This window comes from Shouchella shacheensis (genome assembly GCF_001484965.1).
Taxonomy (GTDB): domain Bacteria; phylum Bacillota; class Bacilli; order Bacillales; family Bacillaceae_D; genus Shouchella; species Shouchella shacheensis.
Genome location: NZ_LLYY01000022.1, coordinates 43,122 through 62,612, shown reverse-complemented (window position 1 = coordinate 62,612; position 19,491 = coordinate 43,122). Strand labels below are relative to the sequence as shown.

Annotated in this window: 18 protein-coding genes and 1 tRNA gene; 17 read left to right on the top strand and 2 right to left on the bottom strand. The window is 48.0% G+C overall.

What is annotated here, in order from left to right; translation table 11 throughout:
- The first annotated feature begins 103 nt into the window (after positions 1–103).
- Positions 104–176, top strand: a tRNA-Arg gene (locus AVZ68_RS14740).
- Between the two features lie 323 nt (positions 177–499).
- Positions 500–1,681 carry an iron-containing alcohol dehydrogenase gene (locus tag AVZ68_RS14735; protein WP_059105328.1) on the top strand — a complete coding sequence of 394 codons (1,182 nt, stop codon included), beginning with the start codon at positions 500–502 and terminating at the stop codon, positions 1,679–1,681.
- 72 nt (positions 1,682–1,753) lie between these two features.
- Here AVZ68_RS14735 and abrB read toward each other — a convergent pair whose 3' ends face one another.
- Positions 1,754–2,038 carry a transition state genes transcriptional regulator AbrB gene (gene abrB, locus AVZ68_RS14730; protein WP_059105327.1) on the bottom strand — a complete coding sequence of 95 codons (285 nt, stop codon included), beginning with the start codon at positions 2,036–2,038 and terminating at the stop codon, positions 1,754–1,756.
- 169 nt (positions 2,039–2,207) lie between these two features.
- On the opposite strand from abrB, the gene AVZ68_RS14725 reads away from it, so the two are divergent.
- From AVZ68_RS14725 to abc-f, 6 genes are all read left to right on the top strand, one after another.
- Complete coding sequence (locus tag AVZ68_RS14725) at positions 2,208–3,158, top strand: DNA double-strand break repair nuclease NurA (protein WP_059105326.1); 951 nt, start codon at positions 2,208–2,210, stop codon at positions 3,156–3,158.
- Positions 3,159–3,173: 15 nt separating this feature from the next.
- The gene (locus tag AVZ68_RS14720) at positions 3,174–5,006 is read left to right on the top strand and encodes an ATP-binding protein (protein WP_059105325.1); all 1,833 of its coding nucleotides are present in this window, start codon (positions 3,174–3,176) and stop codon (positions 5,004–5,006) included.
- Between the two features lie 320 nt (positions 5,007–5,326).
- The gene (gene metG / locus AVZ68_RS14715) at positions 5,327–7,309 is read left to right on the top strand and encodes a methionine--tRNA ligase (RefSeq protein WP_180316712.1); all 1,983 of its coding nucleotides are present in this window, start codon (positions 5,327–5,329) and stop codon (positions 7,307–7,309) included.
- A gap of 187 nt (positions 7,310–7,496) precedes the next feature.
- Positions 7,497–8,063, top strand: coding sequence for a Uma2 family endonuclease (locus AVZ68_RS14710; protein WP_059105324.1), 567 nt, complete (start codon positions 7,497–7,499; stop codon positions 8,061–8,063).
- Between the two features lie 98 nt (positions 8,064–8,161).
- Positions 8,162–8,284: a hypothetical protein gene (locus AVZ68_RS20935; RefSeq protein ID WP_281176630.1), complete on the top strand. Its 123-nt coding sequence runs from the start codon at positions 8,162–8,164 to the stop codon at positions 8,282–8,284.
- A gap of 122 nt (positions 8,285–8,406) precedes the next feature.
- Entirely contained in the window at positions 8,407–10,035 is a 1,629-nt protein-coding gene (gene abc-f / locus AVZ68_RS14705; RefSeq protein WP_059105323.1) for a ribosomal protection-like ABC-F family protein, read from the top strand.
- Between the two features lie 53 nt (positions 10,036–10,088).
- On the opposite strand, the gene AVZ68_RS14700 is transcribed toward abc-f, so the two are convergent.
- The gene (locus AVZ68_RS14700) at positions 10,089–10,745 is read right to left on the bottom strand and encodes a universal stress protein (RefSeq protein ID WP_059105322.1); all 657 of its coding nucleotides are present in this window, start codon (positions 10,743–10,745) and stop codon (positions 10,089–10,091) included.
- Between the two features lie 238 nt (positions 10,746–10,983).
- On the opposite strand from AVZ68_RS14700, the gene AVZ68_RS14695 reads away from it, so the two are divergent.
- The 9 genes from AVZ68_RS14695 (at position 10,984) to purR (ending at position 19,480) form a co-directional block, all read left to right on the top strand.
- A complete protein-coding gene (locus AVZ68_RS14695; protein ID WP_059105346.1) occupies positions 10,984–11,760 on the top strand; it encodes a TatD family hydrolase in 777 nt (258 codons plus the stop codon).
- A gap of 317 nt (positions 11,761–12,077) precedes the next feature.
- Positions 12,078–13,370 (top strand): G5 and 3D domain-containing protein, encoded by a 1,293-nt coding sequence (locus AVZ68_RS20930; protein ID WP_059105321.1) that lies wholly within the window; start codon positions 12,078–12,080, stop codon positions 13,368–13,370.
- 101 nt (positions 13,371–13,471) lie between these two features.
- Positions 13,472–14,044 (top strand): ribonuclease M5, encoded by a 573-nt coding sequence (gene rnmV, locus AVZ68_RS14685; protein WP_059105320.1) that lies wholly within the window; start codon positions 13,472–13,474, stop codon positions 14,042–14,044.
- Complete coding sequence (rsmA, locus tag AVZ68_RS14680; protein ID WP_059105319.1) at positions 14,041–14,922, top strand: 16S rRNA (adenine(1518)-N(6)/adenine(1519)-N(6))-dimethyltransferase RsmA; 882 nt, start codon at positions 14,041–14,043, stop codon at positions 14,920–14,922. The genes rnmV and rsmA overlap by 4 nt, the downstream gene beginning before the upstream one ends.
- A 53-nt stretch (positions 14,923–14,975) precedes the next feature.
- The gene (gene yabG, locus AVZ68_RS14675) at positions 14,976–15,848 is read left to right on the top strand and encodes a sporulation peptidase YabG (protein WP_059105318.1); all 873 of its coding nucleotides are present in this window, start codon (positions 14,976–14,978) and stop codon (positions 15,846–15,848) included.
- A 202-nt stretch (positions 15,849–16,050) separates the two neighbouring features.
- Positions 16,051–16,314 carry a biofilm formation stimulator Veg gene (gene veg, locus AVZ68_RS14670; RefSeq protein ID WP_059105317.1) on the top strand — a complete coding sequence of 88 codons (264 nt, stop codon included), beginning with the start codon at positions 16,051–16,053 and terminating at the stop codon, positions 16,312–16,314.
- 125 nt (positions 16,315–16,439) lie between these two features.
- Complete coding sequence (locus tag AVZ68_RS14665; protein WP_059105345.1) at positions 16,440–16,622, top strand: small, acid-soluble spore protein, alpha/beta type; 183 nt, start codon at positions 16,440–16,442, stop codon at positions 16,620–16,622.
- A 1,109-nt stretch (positions 16,623–17,731) separates the two neighbouring features.
- Positions 17,732–18,625, top strand: coding sequence for a 4-(cytidine 5'-diphospho)-2-C-methyl-D-erythritol kinase (ispE, locus tag AVZ68_RS14650; RefSeq protein ID WP_059105314.1), 894 nt, complete (start codon positions 17,732–17,734; stop codon positions 18,623–18,625).
- 30 nt (positions 18,626–18,655) lie between these two features.
- On the top strand, positions 18,656–19,480 hold the full coding sequence (gene purR, locus AVZ68_RS14645) for a pur operon repressor (protein WP_059105313.1): 825 nt from the start codon (positions 18,656–18,658) through the stop codon (positions 19,478–19,480).
- Positions 19,481–19,491 lie beyond the last annotated feature (11 nt).

The following is a 19,491-nucleotide window of genomic DNA, read 5'->3' as shown; positions in this document are numbered from 1 at the left end:
GTCGCCTCACCTCTCATCATGAGATTCCTTCTAGAGCTTTACAAGGAGGGGTCCATCGCAGTAAAATAGTCAAGACGCATTCGTTTGATGTCGCCTAGATGATGCCCTCATAGCTCAGGGGATAGAGCAACTGCCTCCTAAGCAGTAGGTCGCTGGTTCGAATCCAGCTGAGGGCGTACCTTTTCTACGCAAATAGCCCCTCGGGCTAGTATTTGTTAATGCTTGAAATTCATTTCTATCACTTCTAGATAGAAACACTTTGCAAACGCTGAAAGAAAAACTGAAGGACTTCAAGCCTGTTCATGTAGGGAACAGGCTTTTCTCTAGCTTCGGCGGGTAGAAGCTAGAGATTTTTCGCCCCGATAACGAAATCCTAAGAATTCTTGCTTCTGGGCGACCCGCCTGCGCTTTTCGTTTCATTGGTTCTTTTATAAAAGGGCAGGAAATAGGATCTAGTAAAGCGAATACTTGTTAGTATTAAGCTCTAAGGAGGCTCACTATGTATCAAGCAACCATGCATTTTCCAAGAGAAGTTCTCTACGGAGAAGACTGTTTTCAAAAGGTAGGAGAAGCAACGGAAAAACTAGGGAGCCGCGTGTTGCTCATAAGTGATCGAACCATGGAGTCGCTGGGTCACGTCTCTACGTGCAAAAACCTCTTAGAGGCAGAAGGTCTAACGTGTGTAGAATTTCTCGACGTGGCTACTGAACCGACGGATGAATATGTCTATGCAGCGTGCGGAGCAGCGAAAGCAGAGAGGTGTGATGTGATTGTCTCTCTTGGGGGAGGAAGCTGTATTGACACTGGAAAGGCCGTAGCGGTGTTGCTGACAAATGAGCGTCCGCTCGAAGCGTTCATAAAAATGAAAACGATCGCAAGCAATCGGCCCGTTCCTTTAGTTGCCATTCCGACAACGGGAGGCACAGGCTCTGAAGCCACCGATGCAACGGTGATTACGAATACAGCCACAGATGTGAAAATGATGATCAAACAGCCAGCTTTCATGCCGGAGACCGCGATCGTCGACCCCCTGCTAACCGTGTCTGTACCAGCAAATGTCACAGCGGCAACGGGTGTGGACGCCCTTACCCATGCGATTGAAACGTACTTGTCCAAAGACGCTCACCCCTTTACTGATGAAATGGCGCTAACGGCGATGAAGCATCTTGTCCGGCATTTGGAAGTCGTCTATCGCGATGGAGAAAATGTTGCTGCACGCTCGAGCATGATGTATGGTTCGATGCTTGCAGGCATGGCTTTTTCCAACGCATCGCTCTGCCTCGTTCACGGGATGTCTCGTCCCGTTGGAGCGCTCTTCCATGTTCCTCATGGCATTTCTAACGCGATGCTTTTGCCCGCCGTACTCGCGTTTACACGTAAAGACGCTGAAGAACGCTTAGCTGAGATGGGGGTGTATCTCGATCCAGAATTGAAAGCGCTATCGAAATCGCAGCAGGCTGATCGATTTGTCGAGGCGGTGATTGGGCTGTGCAGCCGCCTGGAGATCCCGAATATGCTCGACTTTGGGATTAACGAGAACGCATTTATGGCAGCCTTGCCTAAAATGGCTACAGATGCGCTCGCAAGTGGGAGTCCGGGAAATCATCCGCGTGTTCCATCGAAAGAAGAAATTATGGACCTTTATCAGGAAGCTTATACGTTTGATTATGCGAGGGTATAGAGAGGGCTTCTACCATAGTTTAATCGAAAACAGCCTGTCCACTAGATGTGAACAGGCTGTTTTTTCTCTTTATTAGGTTGTTTTCGTGATATAGTTTTGCAACTGCTCGATAATTTCTTCCACGCCTTGAGGGCTGAGGACAATTCGGCCGTTGGCTAACGTAAGGTTGTCATCGGAAACTTCTCCAGTGACTTGGCATGTCATATTGGCTTTATATTTTTTAAGGACAATTCGATCGTTATCAACATAAATTTCAAGCGCGTCTTTCTCTGCAATATCTAACGTACGGCGAAGTTCAATAGGAATAACAACGCGACCTAGTTCATCGACTTTTCGTACAATTCCAGTAGATTTCATTGCTAACGTTTCCTCCTCAAATGTGGTAGAGTAAATCTACATAGTCTATGCAGGTAGATGTCAAAATTCGACATGTTTCCTTCTAAAACTAAGAATACCAATGTTTCCAAAACAAGTCAAACAAATGACCATATAATGATAGATTTTTCATTTTTAAGGGTGGATAAACATGGATATAAAACAAGAACTTGTTGAAAAATTGCAGCGAACCAATCAGGTATTGCAAGATAAATATAGAACGACGAAAACAAAAAAAGAGGTTATCCGAGAAAAATTGCTTCAATCATCCACGGTGATTCGGCAAAATGTGAGGCTCTCTCCACAGAATCTGGAAAAATTTTTAAATGGTAGAAAGCTAGCGGGAACGGATGGGTCTGTCAATCAAACAAAGGGAGAGCCGCCCCGTGTGTTGTATTTGTTTCAAGCGCTCGCAAAAACCACGGATGGCGTTGAATCCTGGGAAACGGACTTGTATGTACCGCTTCTAGAAAACGATGAAGAAAGTGAACCGCCGACGAAATGGCGAGCGCATCTTCTCGCAAAACTAGAGCTTCTTTGTGCGATTCAGCTGATTGAACAGGAGGATGTCCGTCTAATGATTATGGACGGAGCGCTGTATCATTACCGGATCGATGCCCCAGAAGAGTGGGAAAGACTCAGGTCTCTTGCGCTGCAAAAAGATGCCTGGCTTGTCGGTGTGTCAGAAGAAATCACCACCGAAAATTTAGTTAAGCTTCCTTTATTTAATGAATACAATGAGCTTCCCTCTTCCTATGATCGGGACATGCTCTTTGGCGTCCTTGAACGGAATGAAATGGTATATATAGAAGATATCCAGCATAAAGCAGGCTTGAAGTCGGTGTGGATGCGCCTTGGATCAAGTCCAAGCATCACTGGGTTTGATATGCTAGAAGAACAAACCGAGGCAATGGAGGCGATTGGAGACATTCTCTGCACGCTCACACCGAAGGAAGGCCGGGGCATCCCGCTTTGGCTCGACTATATTGATAGCGAAATTCGTTTGACGGATAAGCTTGTGGAAGGCCTTATGGATCAATACATAGATCCAGAGATTAAGCGACAGTTCTTTACAAAAATGCGGGAGGACCGACCGTATTAAGAGGAGGAAAATGCAATGCAAATCGTGGGGGTTACGACGCAGCATGAAGTCCATGTGGCGTCCAAATCGCATAAATTCCGTATGAACGAAATGCTCGTCATTGAAGATGGCGAGCTGTTTGAACCGAAAGGGGAAGTCGTAGAGACGTTCTCGTATAATCGCTATATTCCGATGGGCTTTGATAAAGGACTCGTCGATCAAGACGTGCTCAAAAGTCTGGAGCAAATTGGCTATGATATCGGGGCTGATGATATTCATTTAGCTAAGGTGCGGCTGTTTGATGAAGCGCAGAAGCCGATTCAGACGGGTGCTACTGTGCGCCATCCGGAATTTAATGAGATTAAAGAGTTGCTGGTCAAAAGTGAACCAGCGAAAGGGATGGTGCTTGGAGAAGTCAAGTCGACTGATTTTATCGCTGAATCGATTCCCGACGATCTCAGTGCCCTAATGAATATGCAGGAGCAAGGAGAGACGCGCGTGCAAAACGGCGTGCCGTTTATCTTTGACATTCGCGCCATGCAGCAGTACCCGCATATTGGTGTCTTCGGTGGATCGGGCTCTGGGAAGTCATTTGGCTTGCGCGTCATGCTTGAGGAATTGATGAAGCTGCGCATTCCGACGCTTGTTTTTGATCCCCATTTTGAAATGAATTTTTCAGCGGCGATGGAAGGCGCGAAAGGCGATGTCTCTTTTGGCGATAAGTACGAAGTGGTGCAAATTGGTCGAGAGGTCGGCGTCGACTTCTCCGCGCTCTCCACCCGTGACATTGAGCGCTTGCTTGGTGCAGCAGGGACGTTGACCGAATCCATGGTTAACGTCATCCAAACTGTGCACAGACCGAGAGAAAGTTACTATACCTTTAGTAATGAGATTGGAAACTTAATTGAGGCTTTAGATTATGGAAAACAGAAAGTAGAAAATATGCTTAATGACGGGGGGATGAGCCGCGAGGAGATTGAAAAATACAGTACGTTCAAAAAACTGCTCGACCAGTACGGCAGCTTGCCCCCAGCCTCTGTTAAAGGCATTCAGTGGCGTGCCAATCGCTTGAATCAAGCGGGCCTGTTCCAGCAAAACATCCGCGCGATTGAGCAGGCGATTCATAATGGAAAGCTCGTCGTTGTGCAGGGGGCCGTCTGGCTGCTGCAAGTGTTCTCCAGTTACGTGATCGGCTCCCTTTACGCGAAGCGCCGCACGTATAAGGATGCGAAACTGCAGCAGCAGCAAGGCGAGTTCTTCCCGCCATTTGTCGTTGTGACTGATGAGGCGCATAATTTTGCCCCTAAAGGCTATGATGCTCCGGCGAAGTCCGTGCTCAAGGAAATTGCCCAAGAAGGGCGGAAGTACGGAACGTTTCTCATTTTTGCGACGCAGCGACCGACGCTGCTTGATGAAACGATCACCGCGCAGCTGAACTCAAAATTTGTGTTCCGGACCGTGCGGGGAACCGATATTCAGACGATTAAGGAAGAAACCGACTTAACGGCGGAGGAAGGCAAGCGTCTGCCGTATCTTAGGTCGGGGGACGTGTTTGTTTCCTCGGCCATTATGGGACGAACAATGGCCGTACGTATTCGCCTTGCCCACTCCACAAGCCCGCATACACTGAATCCGTTTGATGAGCTTGAACAAATGACAGAAGTAAACGATGACGAGATTCTTGCGGCGCTTGCAGACTTTTTGCCGCTCGGGGAAATGCAGATCATGCAGAAGCTGAGCGAAATGAATGCCCAGGCGGGGAAAGGTTGGGATGTGAGCGAATGGCGTGTGGAACTTGAACGTCTCTGCGGCGTTGGCAAGCTCAAAAAAGAAAAAACACCGTTTGCGACGTTGTATGACCGCGCTTGACAGCCGACCGTATGATTCGCTATATTTTGGGTAAGAATGGTTGTGAATAGATTCGATCCAATGAAGGGATAAGTATAGTCTTGAGCTCGTGACAGAGAGCCGGTGGTCGCTGAAAGCCGGTCTGGTGAAAGATTAGAAAATGGTCCCGGGAGGAGTCTGACTTCGAGTGCAGTGGGCATAAGGGGGCAGCGTCAGCCGGCGTTAACGGCCTGGAGCTTTATCTCTAGCAGGGATAAGGAAATGTTGGGTGGTACCACGTGAGCAAACCTCTCGTCCCGATCGCGGGCGAGGGGTTTTTTATGTTTGAATAGAGAGGATGAATGAAAGTGGCTGAGAAAAATACGTTTTACATTACAACGCCGATTTACTATCCAAGCGGCAAGTTGCATATTGGACATACGTACACAACCGTTGCCGGAGATGCGATGGCGCGCTACAAACGGTTGCGGGGCTATGAGGTGCGCTATTTGACGGGGACGGATGAACACGGGCAGAAGATTGAGCAGAAAGCGGAAGAAAGTGGCCAGAAGCCGCTGGAATTTTTGGATTCCATGGTTGAGCCCATTCAAGGCCTTTGGAAGAAACTAGACATCTCCTATGACGATTTTATTCGTACAACGGAAGAGCGCCATAAAAAAATCGTCGCTCAAATTTTTGAACAGTTCCTCGCTCAAGGCGACATTTATCTTGATGAATACGAGGGTTGGTACTCGGTGTCCGATGAGACGTTTTATAGTGAGCGTCAGCTCGTCGACCCTGAGAAAGACGCGGCTGGAACCATCGTTGGCGGGAAAAGTCCTGACTCCGGGCATCCGGTAGAAAAGGTACGGGAGCAGTCGTATTTCTTTCGAATGAGCAAATACGCCGGTCGCCTGCTGAAGTTTTACGAGGAGAACCCCGACTTCATCCAGCCAGCCTCGCGTAAAAATGAAATGATTAATAACTTCATTAAACCAGGTCTTGAGGATTTAGCGGTCTCAAGGACGTCGTTTACGTGGGGCGTTCAGGTACCGAGTGATCCAAAGCATGTCGTCTATGTGTGGATTGATGCCCTAACGAACTACATTACAGCGCTCGGCTACGGTTCAGACGATGATACGTTTTACCAGAAGTACTGGCCAGCAAGCGTGCATCTTGTCGGAAAAGAAATCGTTCGCTTTCATACGATTTACTGGCCGATCATGCTGATGGCGCTGGACTTGCCGTTACCAAAGAAAGTATTCGGTCACGGTTGGTTCTTAACGAAGGACGGCAAAATGTCGAAATCCAAAGGCAATGTCGTCGACCCCGCTCCACTCGTGGATCGCTACGGGCTGGACGCGATTCGCTACTACTTGCTACGCGAAGTTCCATTTGGTTCCGACGGTGTTTTCACCCCGGAGGCCTTCGTTGAACGTGTGAATTATGACCTTGCCAACGACCTTGGCAACTTGCTTAATCGCACCGTTGCGATGATCAACAAATACTTTGACGGCAAGATTCCAGCCTACCTGAAAAATGGTACGCCGTTTGATGAAGAGTTGCTGGAGCTTGTGAAGGCAACGATTGTTAAGGTCGAGGATGCAATGGAAGAGATGGAATTTTCCATTGCGCTAACAGCAATCTGGCAACTGGTCAGTCGCACGAACAAGTATATTGATGAAACGCAGCCGTGGATGCTTGCGAAGGATGAGGACGAGCGGGAGCAGCTCGGAACGGTGATGTATCATCTCGCCGAGTCACTGCGCATCATCTCCGTGCTGATTCAGCCGTTCATGACGCGAACGCCGAAGAAAATGTGGACACAGCTTGGCATTGACGAAGCGATCACGACGTGGGAGTCGATGAAGGAATTCGGTCAGATTCCTGAGGGCACAGTTGTGACGAAAGGGGAACCTGTCTTCCCACGCCTCGACGTGGAGGAGGAAGTGGCTTACATTGTGGAGCTCATGGGTGGAAAAGCAGAGCCTGAAGTGGAGGAAGTAGAAGACGAAAACGAAAACGAAATTACTATCGACGACTTCTCGAAGGTCGAGCTTCGCGTCGCTGAAGTGACAGCGGCCGAGCCTGTCAAAGGCGCAGACCGCCTCCTAAAAATTCAGCTCGATCTTGGCTATGAGCAGCGTCAAGTGGTCTCCGGCATCGCGAAGCACTATACGCCGGAAGACCTCGTCGGCAAAAAAGTGATCTGCGTCGCCAACTTAAAGCCGGTCAAGCTTCGTGGCGAGCATTCGCAAGGAATGATCCTTGCGGGAAGCAAAGGCAAGAAGCTTCAGCTGGCCACGGTGGATGGGAGTTTGCCGAACGGGGCGCAGGTGAAGTAAATAAATCGAGAAACCCCGCTGTTTGCGGGGTTTTTTTGACGAAAAACGTCGCAGGATAATGAAAAGGAGGCGTTTAACATACGGGGAAGCGCGCTTAGAGTTCAGGACTCCTCTCGTTTTTGATCATGAAGTGCTTTTTTACGCCCTATTTTCTAGGTATAATAGGAGCAAGAAAGGATGTGACCAGATGAGCATTCCTGAAAATCGTAGATATTCCATTGTTGAGTATCAAGAAATTTGTGAAAAATACCCTGCTAAATGCGTAGAGTATTTGGATGGGTTCGTTCTAATGAGTCCCTCTCCATCCGTGGAGCATCAGCGAATTTCGATGAGGCTTTCTGCGACTCTGTATAACCTTTTAAAAAGTTCTAGTTGCGAACCGTTTGCCGCGCCGTTTGATGTCGAACTTACGAGTGATGACGTTGAAGGACTGCACATCGTCATGCCAGATTTAGCTGTCATTTGCAATCAAGAAAATTTGACGAACAACAAATACAAAGGTGTACCTGAACTCATCTTAGAAATCCTAAGCCCATCGAACCAATCACATGATTTAGTGTACAAATTGGATCTTTATATGCGATATGGCGTGAAAGAGTACTGGATTATCAATCCATTGAACCGGTCCGTGCAACTCTATGTACTAAATGATGAACGATCGTATAATCAAGTGGCAGCAGCAAACGTTGGGATCGTTACATCGCACATTGTGGAAGGGTTTGAAATCGATACTTCTTCATTTTTTGGGGATTAATTAGGGGCATCTATAAGGATGTTTTCCTAGAAGCGTTCTTTACAGCCCGTGTCAAATCGTATATCCTATTTATAATGAATGAAAAGGAGGTGGGTAGAGTGAATCTTTCAAGTGGTAGCGAAGCAGCCATCCGTTCGTACTTATGGATCTGTCGAGCGATTTTTTCCGAAGCCGTTGCAAAATTGGACCAGTCTGTCCTTTTTGAGAATGCAACTGCATAGAAAAACCACTAGGAAGAGACATCTACCCGCAAACGGAATACGTATGAAGGCGGTACGAGGAGACTCTGCCGCTTTTTTTGGCATGGGAAAAACGTCTCTTCCTAACCACGGGAGGAAGAAGCATGGTGATTTGTCAGCTGAAAAATGTTACTCGAACGTTTGGAGCGCATACGATTTTTACAGGTCTGTCCCTAGAGGTGAAGCACGGAGATCGAATTGGACTCGTAGGACGAAATGGGGAAGGCAAAACGACGCTGCTGCACATTCTTGCAGGAGCAAGTGAGCCGAGCGCAGGGACGATCGGCTGGAGAAAAGGGCTCACGAAAGGGTTGCTCGAACAGATTCCCGAGAAGTCTGAGAACTGCACGACCCGCGAGGTACTGCTTGAGGTTTTTGAAGAATTACGAGCGATGGCGCAAAAAATGACGGAGCTTGAGCGCACGCTTAGCACGGATTTATCGCCTGCGAAAATGGAGAGAGTGCTCTCGGAGTACGGAAGACTACAGGAGCAGTTTGGCGAAGAAGGCGGCTATGAGATGGAGGCCAATATTCGCCGCGTTGCCGATGGACTGCAGATTGATGCTTTACTTGAGAAGCGTTGGTGCAGCTTAAGTGGAGGAGAGCGGACAAAAGTTGGTCTTGGGCGGTTACTTTTGCAAAGACCGGAGCTGTTGCTGCTTGACGAACCGACGAATCATCTGGATTTGCCGGCACTTGAATGGTTAACGGAATGGATGGGGCAACACGCGGGCAGCATCGTCGTGATTTCCCACGATCGTGCCTTTCTTGATGAAGCCGTCAACCGCATTGTCGAGATCGAAGGCGGGGAATTGCATGAATATCACACCAACTACTCAGGCTATGTGCAAGAGCGGGAAGAACGTTTGTTTCAGGAATTCCAGCAGTATCAAGATCAGCAAAAGAAAATTAAAAAAATGCGCGACACGATTAAACGCTTAAAGGAGTGGGCAAACCGAGCCAATCCCCCGAATGATGGTTTGCATAGACGGGCGAAAAGCATGGAAAAGGCGCTTGCAAGAATTGAGCAGTTGAAGAAACCGCTGCTCCAGCGCAAAAACGTCGAGCTGGCATTTGCTCATCTTGGTCGTAGTGGCCTGGACGTGTTGGCGCTTGCCGGTGTATGGAAAAGCTTTGAGGAACGTGACGTGCTGCGGGGGGTTGATCTTACGCTTCGCTATCAGGAAAGAGTAGCGATTGTTGGTGCGAATGGAACCGGCAAGTCGACGATTTTTGATTTGATTTTAGAGAAGGTCATGCCGGATGAGGGAGAGGTGCGTCTCGGCTCGAATGTGTCTATTGGCTATTTATCACAGCATGGCACGGAGTTGCAGGACGATCTGACGGTACTTGAGGCTTTCCGCGAAAGTGCAGCCTTAACCGAGGGGGAGGCGCGCGGTCAGCTGGCGAGGTTTCTGTTCTTCGGGCACGCGGTTTTCCGAAACGTCTCGAGTTTAAGCGGTGGAGAGCGGATGCGCCTGCGTCTCGCGCAGCTCATTTCTGAGAAACACAATGTGCTGTTGCTTGATGAGCCGACAAATCATCTGGATATTGATTCGAAAGAAGTACTCGAGGAAGCACTTAGTGAGTTTAATGGGACCATTCTTAGCATCTCCCACGATCGTTATTTCTTGAATAAGTTGTTTGAGGTCACATACTGGCTGGAAGGTGGAGAGCTTGAGCGGTACGAGGGCACGTATGCGTATGCCCGAAGTAAGAGGAAGAACGGATAAAAGAGAGCCCTGGAGATCGTAAAATCTCTCAAGGGCTCTTTGATCCAGAAAAGCTAGCTTTCATCCACGTCTACTAACTCATGGACGATGTTTTCGTCCACACGAACTTCAAAGACCTTATGATCTTGGGTAAAAGCGAAAATCCCATTGTCAAAATCGGTATGCAATGACTTAAAAAAGACGCCTTCGTAGGTGAATCCTTCGATGTCATCGAAGTGCAGCTCGTAAGTACCATCGTCTTTCGCAAGCAAAAACGCATGCACGCCGCGTTCGAAATTCCAGTCGTCCTCTTCCCCTGAGCGCTGCTTTGGTACAACATGCAAGTCGGCAAAAGGCACTTCATGAAGCAAAACGTCAATGATAGAACGACCAAGCAAGTTGGTCCAAAGACTTTCCACGACTTGTCCAATAATGATTTGGGTCGCCTCTTTTTCTTTTGCAGCTTTCGTGATGATCTTTTTGATGTCAGGGGCACGGCTTTTTTCGATTATAACCTCTGCCCCTGCTTCATCGGCAAGCTCTTGGAAGATCGACATATCCACTTCTTTATCATGTTTGAACTCGTCTTCTGGCAAGGAGTCAAAGACGAGAATGGAGAGCGGCGCCTCAAGCTGATGGGCGAGCTTGGCTCCACGTTTAATCAGACGACTTCCGTTATGCCCATAATTGACACAAACGAGAATACGTTCTTGTTCATGGCTAGATGACATCCAATCACTTCCTTATCTTTAATTAGCACGTAGGTAGAGAGTAGTATACCCGCTCAAGGCTGGATATAAACGGAAAATGGATTTCGAGGAGAGAGAACTTTCAGGAGAGATGCAAAACAATCCAGATAGCTCAAGCCGCTTTTGTCGACCCACCTGTGTCTTAGATCGCTGTCCGTTTATTTGCATCCCTCGTGCGAAAAGCATAAAATGCAGGCAAGGAGTAATAGAGGTGAAGAAGATGTTATTTGATACACATGTACACTTAAATGCCGATCAGTTTGAAGAGGATGTTGAAGAAACCATCGCCCGTGCTCAGGAAGCGGGTGTTCGTGAAATGGTCGTTGTTGGCTTTGACGAGCCCACGATTAAACGTGCGCTCGAACTTGTTGAGACGCACGAGGAGCTCTATGCGGCTGTTGGCTGGCATCCTGTTGATGCCGTTGATATGAGGGAGGAACACTTCGCGTGGCTTGAGGAGCTCTCGACTCATCCAAAAGTAGTGGCACTGGGTGAGATGGGGCTTGACTATCATTGGGACAAGTCACCAACGGATGTTCAAAAGAACGTCTTCCGGAAGCAGATTGCCCTAGCGAAAAAAGTGAACCTGCCCATTATTATTCATAACCGTTCAGCGGACCAGGACGTTGTCGACATTTTGCGAGAAGAGAACGCTGAAGAAGTGGGCGGCATTATGCACTGCTTTGGTGGCAGTGTAGAGATTGCGGACCAGTGCTTGAAGATGAATTTTCATATTTCGCTCGGGGGTCCCGTCACGTTTAAAAATGCGAAGCAGCCGAAGCAAGTGGCCGTACACGTGCCGCTAGACCGCCTTCTGATTGAAACGGACTGTCCATTTCTTGCTCCGCACCCTTACCGAGGCAAGCGCAACGAACCAGCGTATGTAAAACGAGTGGCCGAGGATGTGGCCGAGCTTCGAGGGATGAGCTATAAAGAACTAGCGAGTGCTACGCGGGAAAACGCTCGGGTGTTGTTTGGTTTGAAAGGCGGAGACTGAAAAGCGCTGAGAGTGAGTGACGCATACGAAGCACAAGCGTTAATTTCGATTCACAACAGCGAAATACGAACGAAGCACAAGCATTAGAATACGACGCATAGACAGAAGAATATGGGGCATAAGCGCTAGAATACAACGCAGGAGCAGATGGATACGACTCACAACAGCAAAAGACAGACACCAGCATCCAGCGCACGGAGGGGACAGGGGGAAGAAGGAGCTTTTCGTGTCCTTTCATTACAACTCGTTTACATTTCTGTAACATTCATTGACATAGGTCTTTTTCCCCCCTATATTAGCTTCGGGGAGGAATGAATATGAACCATACTTCGAATCAAGGCGTGTCGCAAGCAAAGCGAATAACAGTGATCGTAACAAGCGTATTTGCTGTCCTTGTTGTCGCTGTTTTTGCCCTCTATGAGTGGACAAAGACTTCTGTAACCGTGGAAGCGAGTGGCGAGGAGCAAGTCGTACGGACACACGCGGGAACCGTTGAAGAATTGCTTGAGCAACTAGGGATCGAACTCGAGCATCATGATCAGGTGGAGCCAGAGGTACATACAGATGTTTCTCACGATTTAACCGTACGTTATAAAGAAGCACAGAACGTCACGCTAATGCTTGGGGAGGAAGAAGAACGCTTCTGGACAACGGCTTCAACCGTTGGAGAGATGCTCGAGGAAGAGGGATTCTCTTTGAAAGAGAAAGACGTTCTCGAACCTAGCGTTGAGACTGAAATCGAAGCAGGGATGAACATTGCGTACCACCCAGCCGTTCAAGTGAGCTATACCTATGACGGTAAAGAGCATCAAGAGTGGAGCGCATCAGCGACTGTCGCTGACTTTTTGAAACAAGCTGACGTACCCCTTGGCGAGTATGACCGAGTAGAGCCAGGCTTAGACGAACAGATTGAAGCGAATACAACCATTCAGATTGTGCGTGTTGAAAAAGTCACCGATGTCACTGAGGAAGCAGTTGCTTTTAATACGACTCACCAAGAGGATGCTACTCTAAACAAAGGCGAAAAGAAAGTGATTGAACAAGGGGAAGAGGGACAGTTAGAAAAACACTACACCATCACTTTAGAGGATGGGGAGGAAGTATCGCGCGAGCTGGAGAAAACAGAAACGGTTGCCGAAGCAAAAGATGAACGTGTTGCAGTTGGTACAAAAGAGCTGCCGACACAGGAGGACGTCCAGACAGCACCAACGGCCGTCGAGACCGTTGCCACTTCTCAAGAACCGAAGAAAAGTGAGCCTGTAGAGCCAAGCGAAGAAGAATCAGTCGAGGAGACCGAGTCAAAGGACTCCAGCAATGGCAAGGATTCGATGACGATGCAGGCAACCGCCTATACGGCTGGATGCGATGGATGCAGTGGAGTGACGGCGACAGGAATCAATTTATCGAACAACCCAGGCAAGAGGGTGGTGGCGGTAGACCCAGATGTCATTCCACTTGGATCGCGGGTTCATGTTGAAGGATACGGAGAAGCGATTGCTGGAGATACCGGCGGAGCCATCACAGGCAACAAGATCGATCTTCATGTGCCGAGCAAAGGAGAGGCGAACCGTTTCGGTCGGCAAAGTGTAAAAGTGACCGTTTTAGATTAGGGGAACGTTGGGCTCAGCAGCTACTTAAGCAGCTGGCCTTCTTTTGTTTTCCTGCAAAACAGGCTACAATAAGAACAAACAGACAGGAATGAGGAAGCTCGGTGTACATACATGAAGTGATTGTCGTTGAAGGGCGTTCGGACACGGTTGCTATTGGGCGAGCGGTAGAGGCAGACACGATTGAAACCAACGGGTCTGCGGTTGGAGAGAGTGTCCTAAAGCAAATAGAGCTCGCCCATAAGCGGCGGGGAGTCATCATTTTAACCGATCCCGATTACCCGGGAGACCGCATAAGGCGAATTGTCGCAGGCCGCGTCCCTGGTTGTAAACACGCCTTTCTTCCAAAGAAAGAGGCCGTCAGAGCCGGACGCAATATCGGGGTCGAGCATGCTTCACCAGAAGCGATCAGGCGAGCGCTACAGGAAGTCAAAAAGGAATGTAGCGCCCATCGTCCGTCCGTTGAGGAGACGATTACGCTGGCGGATCTACATGCGGCGGGGCTCGCTTCCGGTGAACATGCGAGGTGGCGACGAGAGAAGCTCGGCGAGTATTTATCCATTGGGTATGCCAATAGCAAGCAACTCCTCAAGCGCCTCCACGTATTTCGAGTGTCTAAGGAAGAATTTAAGGAGGCGCTGCGTGATGTGTACGAGAAGGAGGAGTGCTTGCGATGAAGGATATAGCAACGCCGAATCGAACGAATGAAATTTTAAAAAAGCACGGCTTCCACTTAAAGAAAAGCTTAGGCCAAAACTTTCTCATTGATACGAATGTGCTCCATAATATTGTTGAGGCTAGTGGTGTGGGGGAAGAAGACGGCGTCATTGAAATCGGGCCGGGCATCGGCGCATTAACGGAACAGCTTGCTAGGGCTAGTAAAAAGGTAGTTGCCTTTGAAATCGATGAGCGACTGATTTCTGTACTCGTTGACACATTGTCGCCTTATGACAATGTTCAAGTGATTCACTCTGACGTTTTAAAAGCGGACGTGCGTGCAAGCATTGAAGACATGTTTGCTGATGTTCGTCATGTCCATGTTGTGGCAAACTTGCCTTATTACGTCACCACTCCAATCTTAATGAAGCTTCTGGAGGACAAGCTGCCTTTAGCAAGCATCACGGTGATGATTCAAGCGGAAGTGGCGGAGCGAATTGCTGCAAGGCCAGGAACCAAGGAGTACGGAGCGCTATCGATTGCGGCGCAGTACTACGCAGAAGCAGAGGCCGTGCTGCATGTGCCTGCGAGCGTATTTGTGCCACAGCCGCGGGTGGACTCTGCCGTGCTTCGCTTGACGTTAAGAGAAACACCTGCCGTCGAGGTCCTTGATGAGGACTGGTTTTTCAAGGTGTTTCATGCAAGCTTTGCCAACCGCCGCAAGACTCTTTTAAATAATCTCGTTCATAATTTGGCAGGCAAGGAAAAGAAGCCTGAAGTGGAACAAGCCCTCGCTCAAGTGGGCATGGACCCAAGACGAAGGGGAGAAACGCTTTCTCTGGAGGAATTTGCTGCCCTAAGTGATGCCCTCCTGAAGCCACTCGGAAAAACAGAGTAAAATGCACAACACGCCCTCTCTGGTCATAGGCTACAGACAGAGGGGGCAACGCAATGACAATTCAAGTAGGAGACATCGTGGGCCGACTCTCTTATAAATGTGATGTGCTGTTTCGTGTGCTGAAGTTGGAATCTGGAACGGCGATCCTCGCAGGCGAGGAGATGCGCTTACTCGCTGATGCGAGCATTGATGATTTAGAAAAGGTGACGGCAGCGGAGCACAGTAAAAGAAGAGAGGCGAGCAAAGAAATTGAGGAAGTTTCATACCGTCTCTTTCGCCAAGATGCGAAACTGATGAAACGACGACATGAATACAATGCGACATCAGGATATGAAACAAAGCCACATTTCTTTGAGCTTAGGGGTCGTGTCCTGCATTTGGATGGCGATTCCAATTATCTGCAGCGCTGCACAGCCCTATACGAAAAACTTGGCGTGCCCGTATACGGCGTGCATCTTACAGAAAAGGAAATGCCCTCGCAAATCAGTTCGCTCATGGAGATGGTGCAGCCCGATATCATCGTGATCACCGGTCACGATGCGTATTTAAAGGCTCGTGGCGATGAGGATGATCTAAGATCCTACCGGCATACCAAATACTTTGCCGAGTGCGTGAGGATCGCCAGGAAGTCCGTATGTAGTCGAGATGAGCTCATCATTTTCGCGGGTGCTTGCCAATCCCATTTTGAAACGTTAATTAAAGCAGGGGCCAATTTCGCCAGCTCGCCCAACCGTGTGAATATTCATGCCCTTGACCCTGTATACATTGCTTCCAGATTGAGCCGAACGTCTTTTATGGAATCCGTCAGCTTATGGGATGTGATCCGAAACACCATCACAGGTCAAAAGGGGCTCGGTGGAGTAGAGTCAAGAGGCTGCATGCGGCTCGGCATGCCATTAAAAGACGAAACGTCATCATCTACGTGAGATGGCGTTTTTTTTGTTTGAGCGGCCCGCCTACGCTTTTTTAGATTCCATACATAAAAATACGGAGTATGCACACCCTAGTAGTACCAGAAATCGACAAAAGTTCCGTATTGACACTAACACATATGCTTGGTATAATTTTAAACTTTACTTTTTTCCTTGAATGTGATATGCTATATGAAACAGTGAGGTGGTTGTGCAAATGGCAAAATCGTTAATTGACATTAAACGAGCACTTGATCAAAATGTAGGAAAACAAATTACAATAAAAGCAAACGGTGGACGGCGCAAAACGCTTGAGCGTTGCGGGATGATTGAAGAGACGTACCCTTCTGTCTTTATTGTGAAGCTTGATGAAACGCAAAATGCGTTTGAGCGTGTATCGTATAGCTATGCGGATGTTTTAACGGAAACGGTAGAACTACTACTTACTGGGGAAAATGGCAGCAAAGCAACCCTTATATAAACGCAGTACTATAAAAAGGACTGGCTTTCTTTTCTACATAAAGAAAGTCATTTTTTTTGCCTCAATGAGCAAACTAAGTGGGCTGCTGAGTGTTGAAAGCAAGCAAAAAAGGAGCTGTTTTTATCATGGGTAGGAGACGAGGAATCATGTCTGACCGCTTCAAAGAGGAAATAGCAAAAGAGCTTGGGTTTTATGACACTGTTCAGAAAGAAGGTTGGGGCGGAATTAAATCACGCGATGCAGGAAACATGGTCAAGCGCGCGATTGAAATTGCCGAGCGCCAGCTAACTGAAGATCAGAATCGCTAACAGCAGCAGGGCCAGGTTCAACGCAGATGTGTTGCACCTGGCTTCTTATCTACATGGCTGAACATTTCAAGTTTAAATCGCTCCTGTTCGGGAATACTAAGATTACCAACCTACTAAAAGGGAGCGATAAAACATGAGTTTACAAGAGTACATTCATGACATTAACGAAATGCTTGAAGAGGCCAAAGATGAGGTACATAGTGAGGAAGCGGCGGAGCATTCTTGCTGAGGCAAGGGTGCTTTTTTCGCGAGTAGCAGCACTACGCTAGCGTTCAGGCTTTCTTTCCTTTAAATCAAAACAAGCGTCACACTAACCGCTATATAGATACTTAGGAGCCACTTGCGGAACAGTATTAGCTTTTTTAATGGCTACTCATTCTAGGAGCGATGAAAAAATGAATTATCTTCTAAGGAAATTGGTAGTAGGGGTTATCATCGTATTAACGACGAGCATAATAATGGCGATCCCAGACCCCCACCCCTTTGGCGCAATGTATTTTATTATACTCTATACGTCTCCTGTCGTTTTGCTGTTTGGTACTCTTGCTTCCTATTTTTCAGATTTTTTAATGAAGAAGTTATTTCATAATGACAGTCTTTGGCCGTCTCTATTCCTACACTCATTGCTGGCACTATTAATTATGCTTGGGTTCATACTATACTTTGCTGCTATGAGTGGAGACTCGTACTTAACAGAATTAAGGGTATGGAGAAGATTAGTTATTCATGGCGTCGTTTCAGGTTTTTCTTTCGCCATTCTTGATTACTTATTCAAAAGAACGAGATGGTTTACGCCAACTGTTTAAGTAAGCCTATTTTTTTGCTGCATTCTCTACGTTTCAGGAGTAAGAAAGCTGATTGCCCAAAAAAGAACTTTTGTTTGATCTATGTTTTGTACGACCCGCCTGCGCTTTTCTTGATCCAGCTCCGGCGGGTAGAAGCTCGGGATTTTTCGCCCCGATAACGAAATCCAAGACCGGGATTTCTTTTATCGGGTCTCCAAAATCCGCACTTCTGTCAGACCCGCCTGCGCTTTTCATTAAAGTTGTTATGTTAGACGTAGGAATGATAAAATAACGTCAGCATATGGAAGCATAGAAGGTGACGATGTGAAATGTTCAGTAAAAGCCCCGGCAAAGATCAACTTGTCGCTTGATGTTCTCGACAAAAGATCGGATGGCTACCACAACGTTGAAATGATTATGACAATGGTCGACCTTGCTGATCGGATTGATTTAACGAAGAGAGAGGACGGACGGATAAGCATTGATGTATCAGAGGGGTTCGTCCCTGTAGATGAACGCAATTTCGCTTATCAGGCCGCCGCTTTGTTAAAGAAGCGATTCTCTGTAAAAGCGGGTGTCCACATCTATATTACAAAGCGTATTCCTATAGCTGCGGGTTTAGCTGGTGGAAGCAGCGATGCAGCCGCCACGCTTAAAGGCTTAAACGAGCTATGGGGGGTTGGCCTCTCGGTTGAAGAGCTTGCCACTCTAGGGGCAGAGATTGGGTCCGATGTCCCCTTTTGCGTGTATGGTGGCACCGCTCTTGCGACAGGTCGAGGAGAGATCATAGAGCCGCTTCCGGCACCGCCTCCGCTTTGGGTGGTCCTGGCCAAGCCGCCCATTGGTGTTTCTACGGCTCATGTTTACGGTGGGCTAGACGTGAATACGATTCAACATGCCAAAACAAGCGAGATGATTGACGCCCTCAAAAGGCAGGATGGACAAGCGATTTGCCACTTGCTTCACAATGTGTTGGAGGGGGTTACGCTTAAGCTTCATCCGGAAGTGGCTCATATTAAGGAGCAGATGCAGCGTTTCGGCGCTGACGGTGTGTTGATGAGTGGAAGTGGTCCCACAGTCTTTGGTTTGATTGAAAAAGAGTCACGCGTTAATCGCGTATACAATGGACTTCGAGGATTCTGTGTGGATGTGCATGCAGTGCGGCTGATCCGATTGGGAGAGGCTTGCTTGAATACGGATAAAGATGATATGTTATAGATACATTATTCGGTTTTTGGCGGAGGTATTATGAAAAAACTAAAGCGCAGTGGGCGCCTTGTTGATATGACGTATTTTATGCTGCAGCATCCGCATGAGATTATTTCCTTGTCGCATTTTTCGGAGCGCTACCAAGCAGCCAAGTCCTCTATTAGTGAAGACTTGGTCATTATAAAGGAAATGTTTGAAGAAGAAGGATATGGTTCGCTTTTGACCATCCCTGGAGCGAGCGGTGGGGTGAAATTTATCCCGAAGATGAAGGAGGAGGAGGCACACAGCCTTGTCGATCAGCTCGTTCTTGATTTAAATGCCCCGGAGCGTATTTTGCCAGGTGGGTATTTGTACATGATGGACATGCTTGGTAGCCCCCGTCTCATGCATGAGGTGGGGCGACTGTTTGCATCCGTGCTCCATCATAAACCAATTGATGCTGTGATGACGGTGGCAACCAAAGGCATTCCGCTTGCCTATGCCGTCGGTCACTATTTAGGGGTGCCGATTAGCATTGTCCGACGAGATCATCGTATTACGGAAGGTTCGATGGTCAGCATTAATTACGCGTCTGGTTCGTCCGACCGTATTCAAACGATGACCCTTGCTAGAAGGAGCCTTGCCCCAGGTTCTCGTGTGTTTATCGTCGATGATTTCATGAAAGCTGGGGGCACGATTCACGGGATGGTCGATTTGCTTACAGAATTTGGCGCAGACCTGGTTGGCATTGGTGTCCTCGTGGAATCGGCCGAAGTGGAAGAACGGCTAGTCGATGACTACATCTCTTTAACGAAACTGTCGAATGTTAATGTGCGCGACAAAAAAATCAACGTCACGCGCGGCAATGTCATGGAGAAGCTTTAACGCCTGAGAGG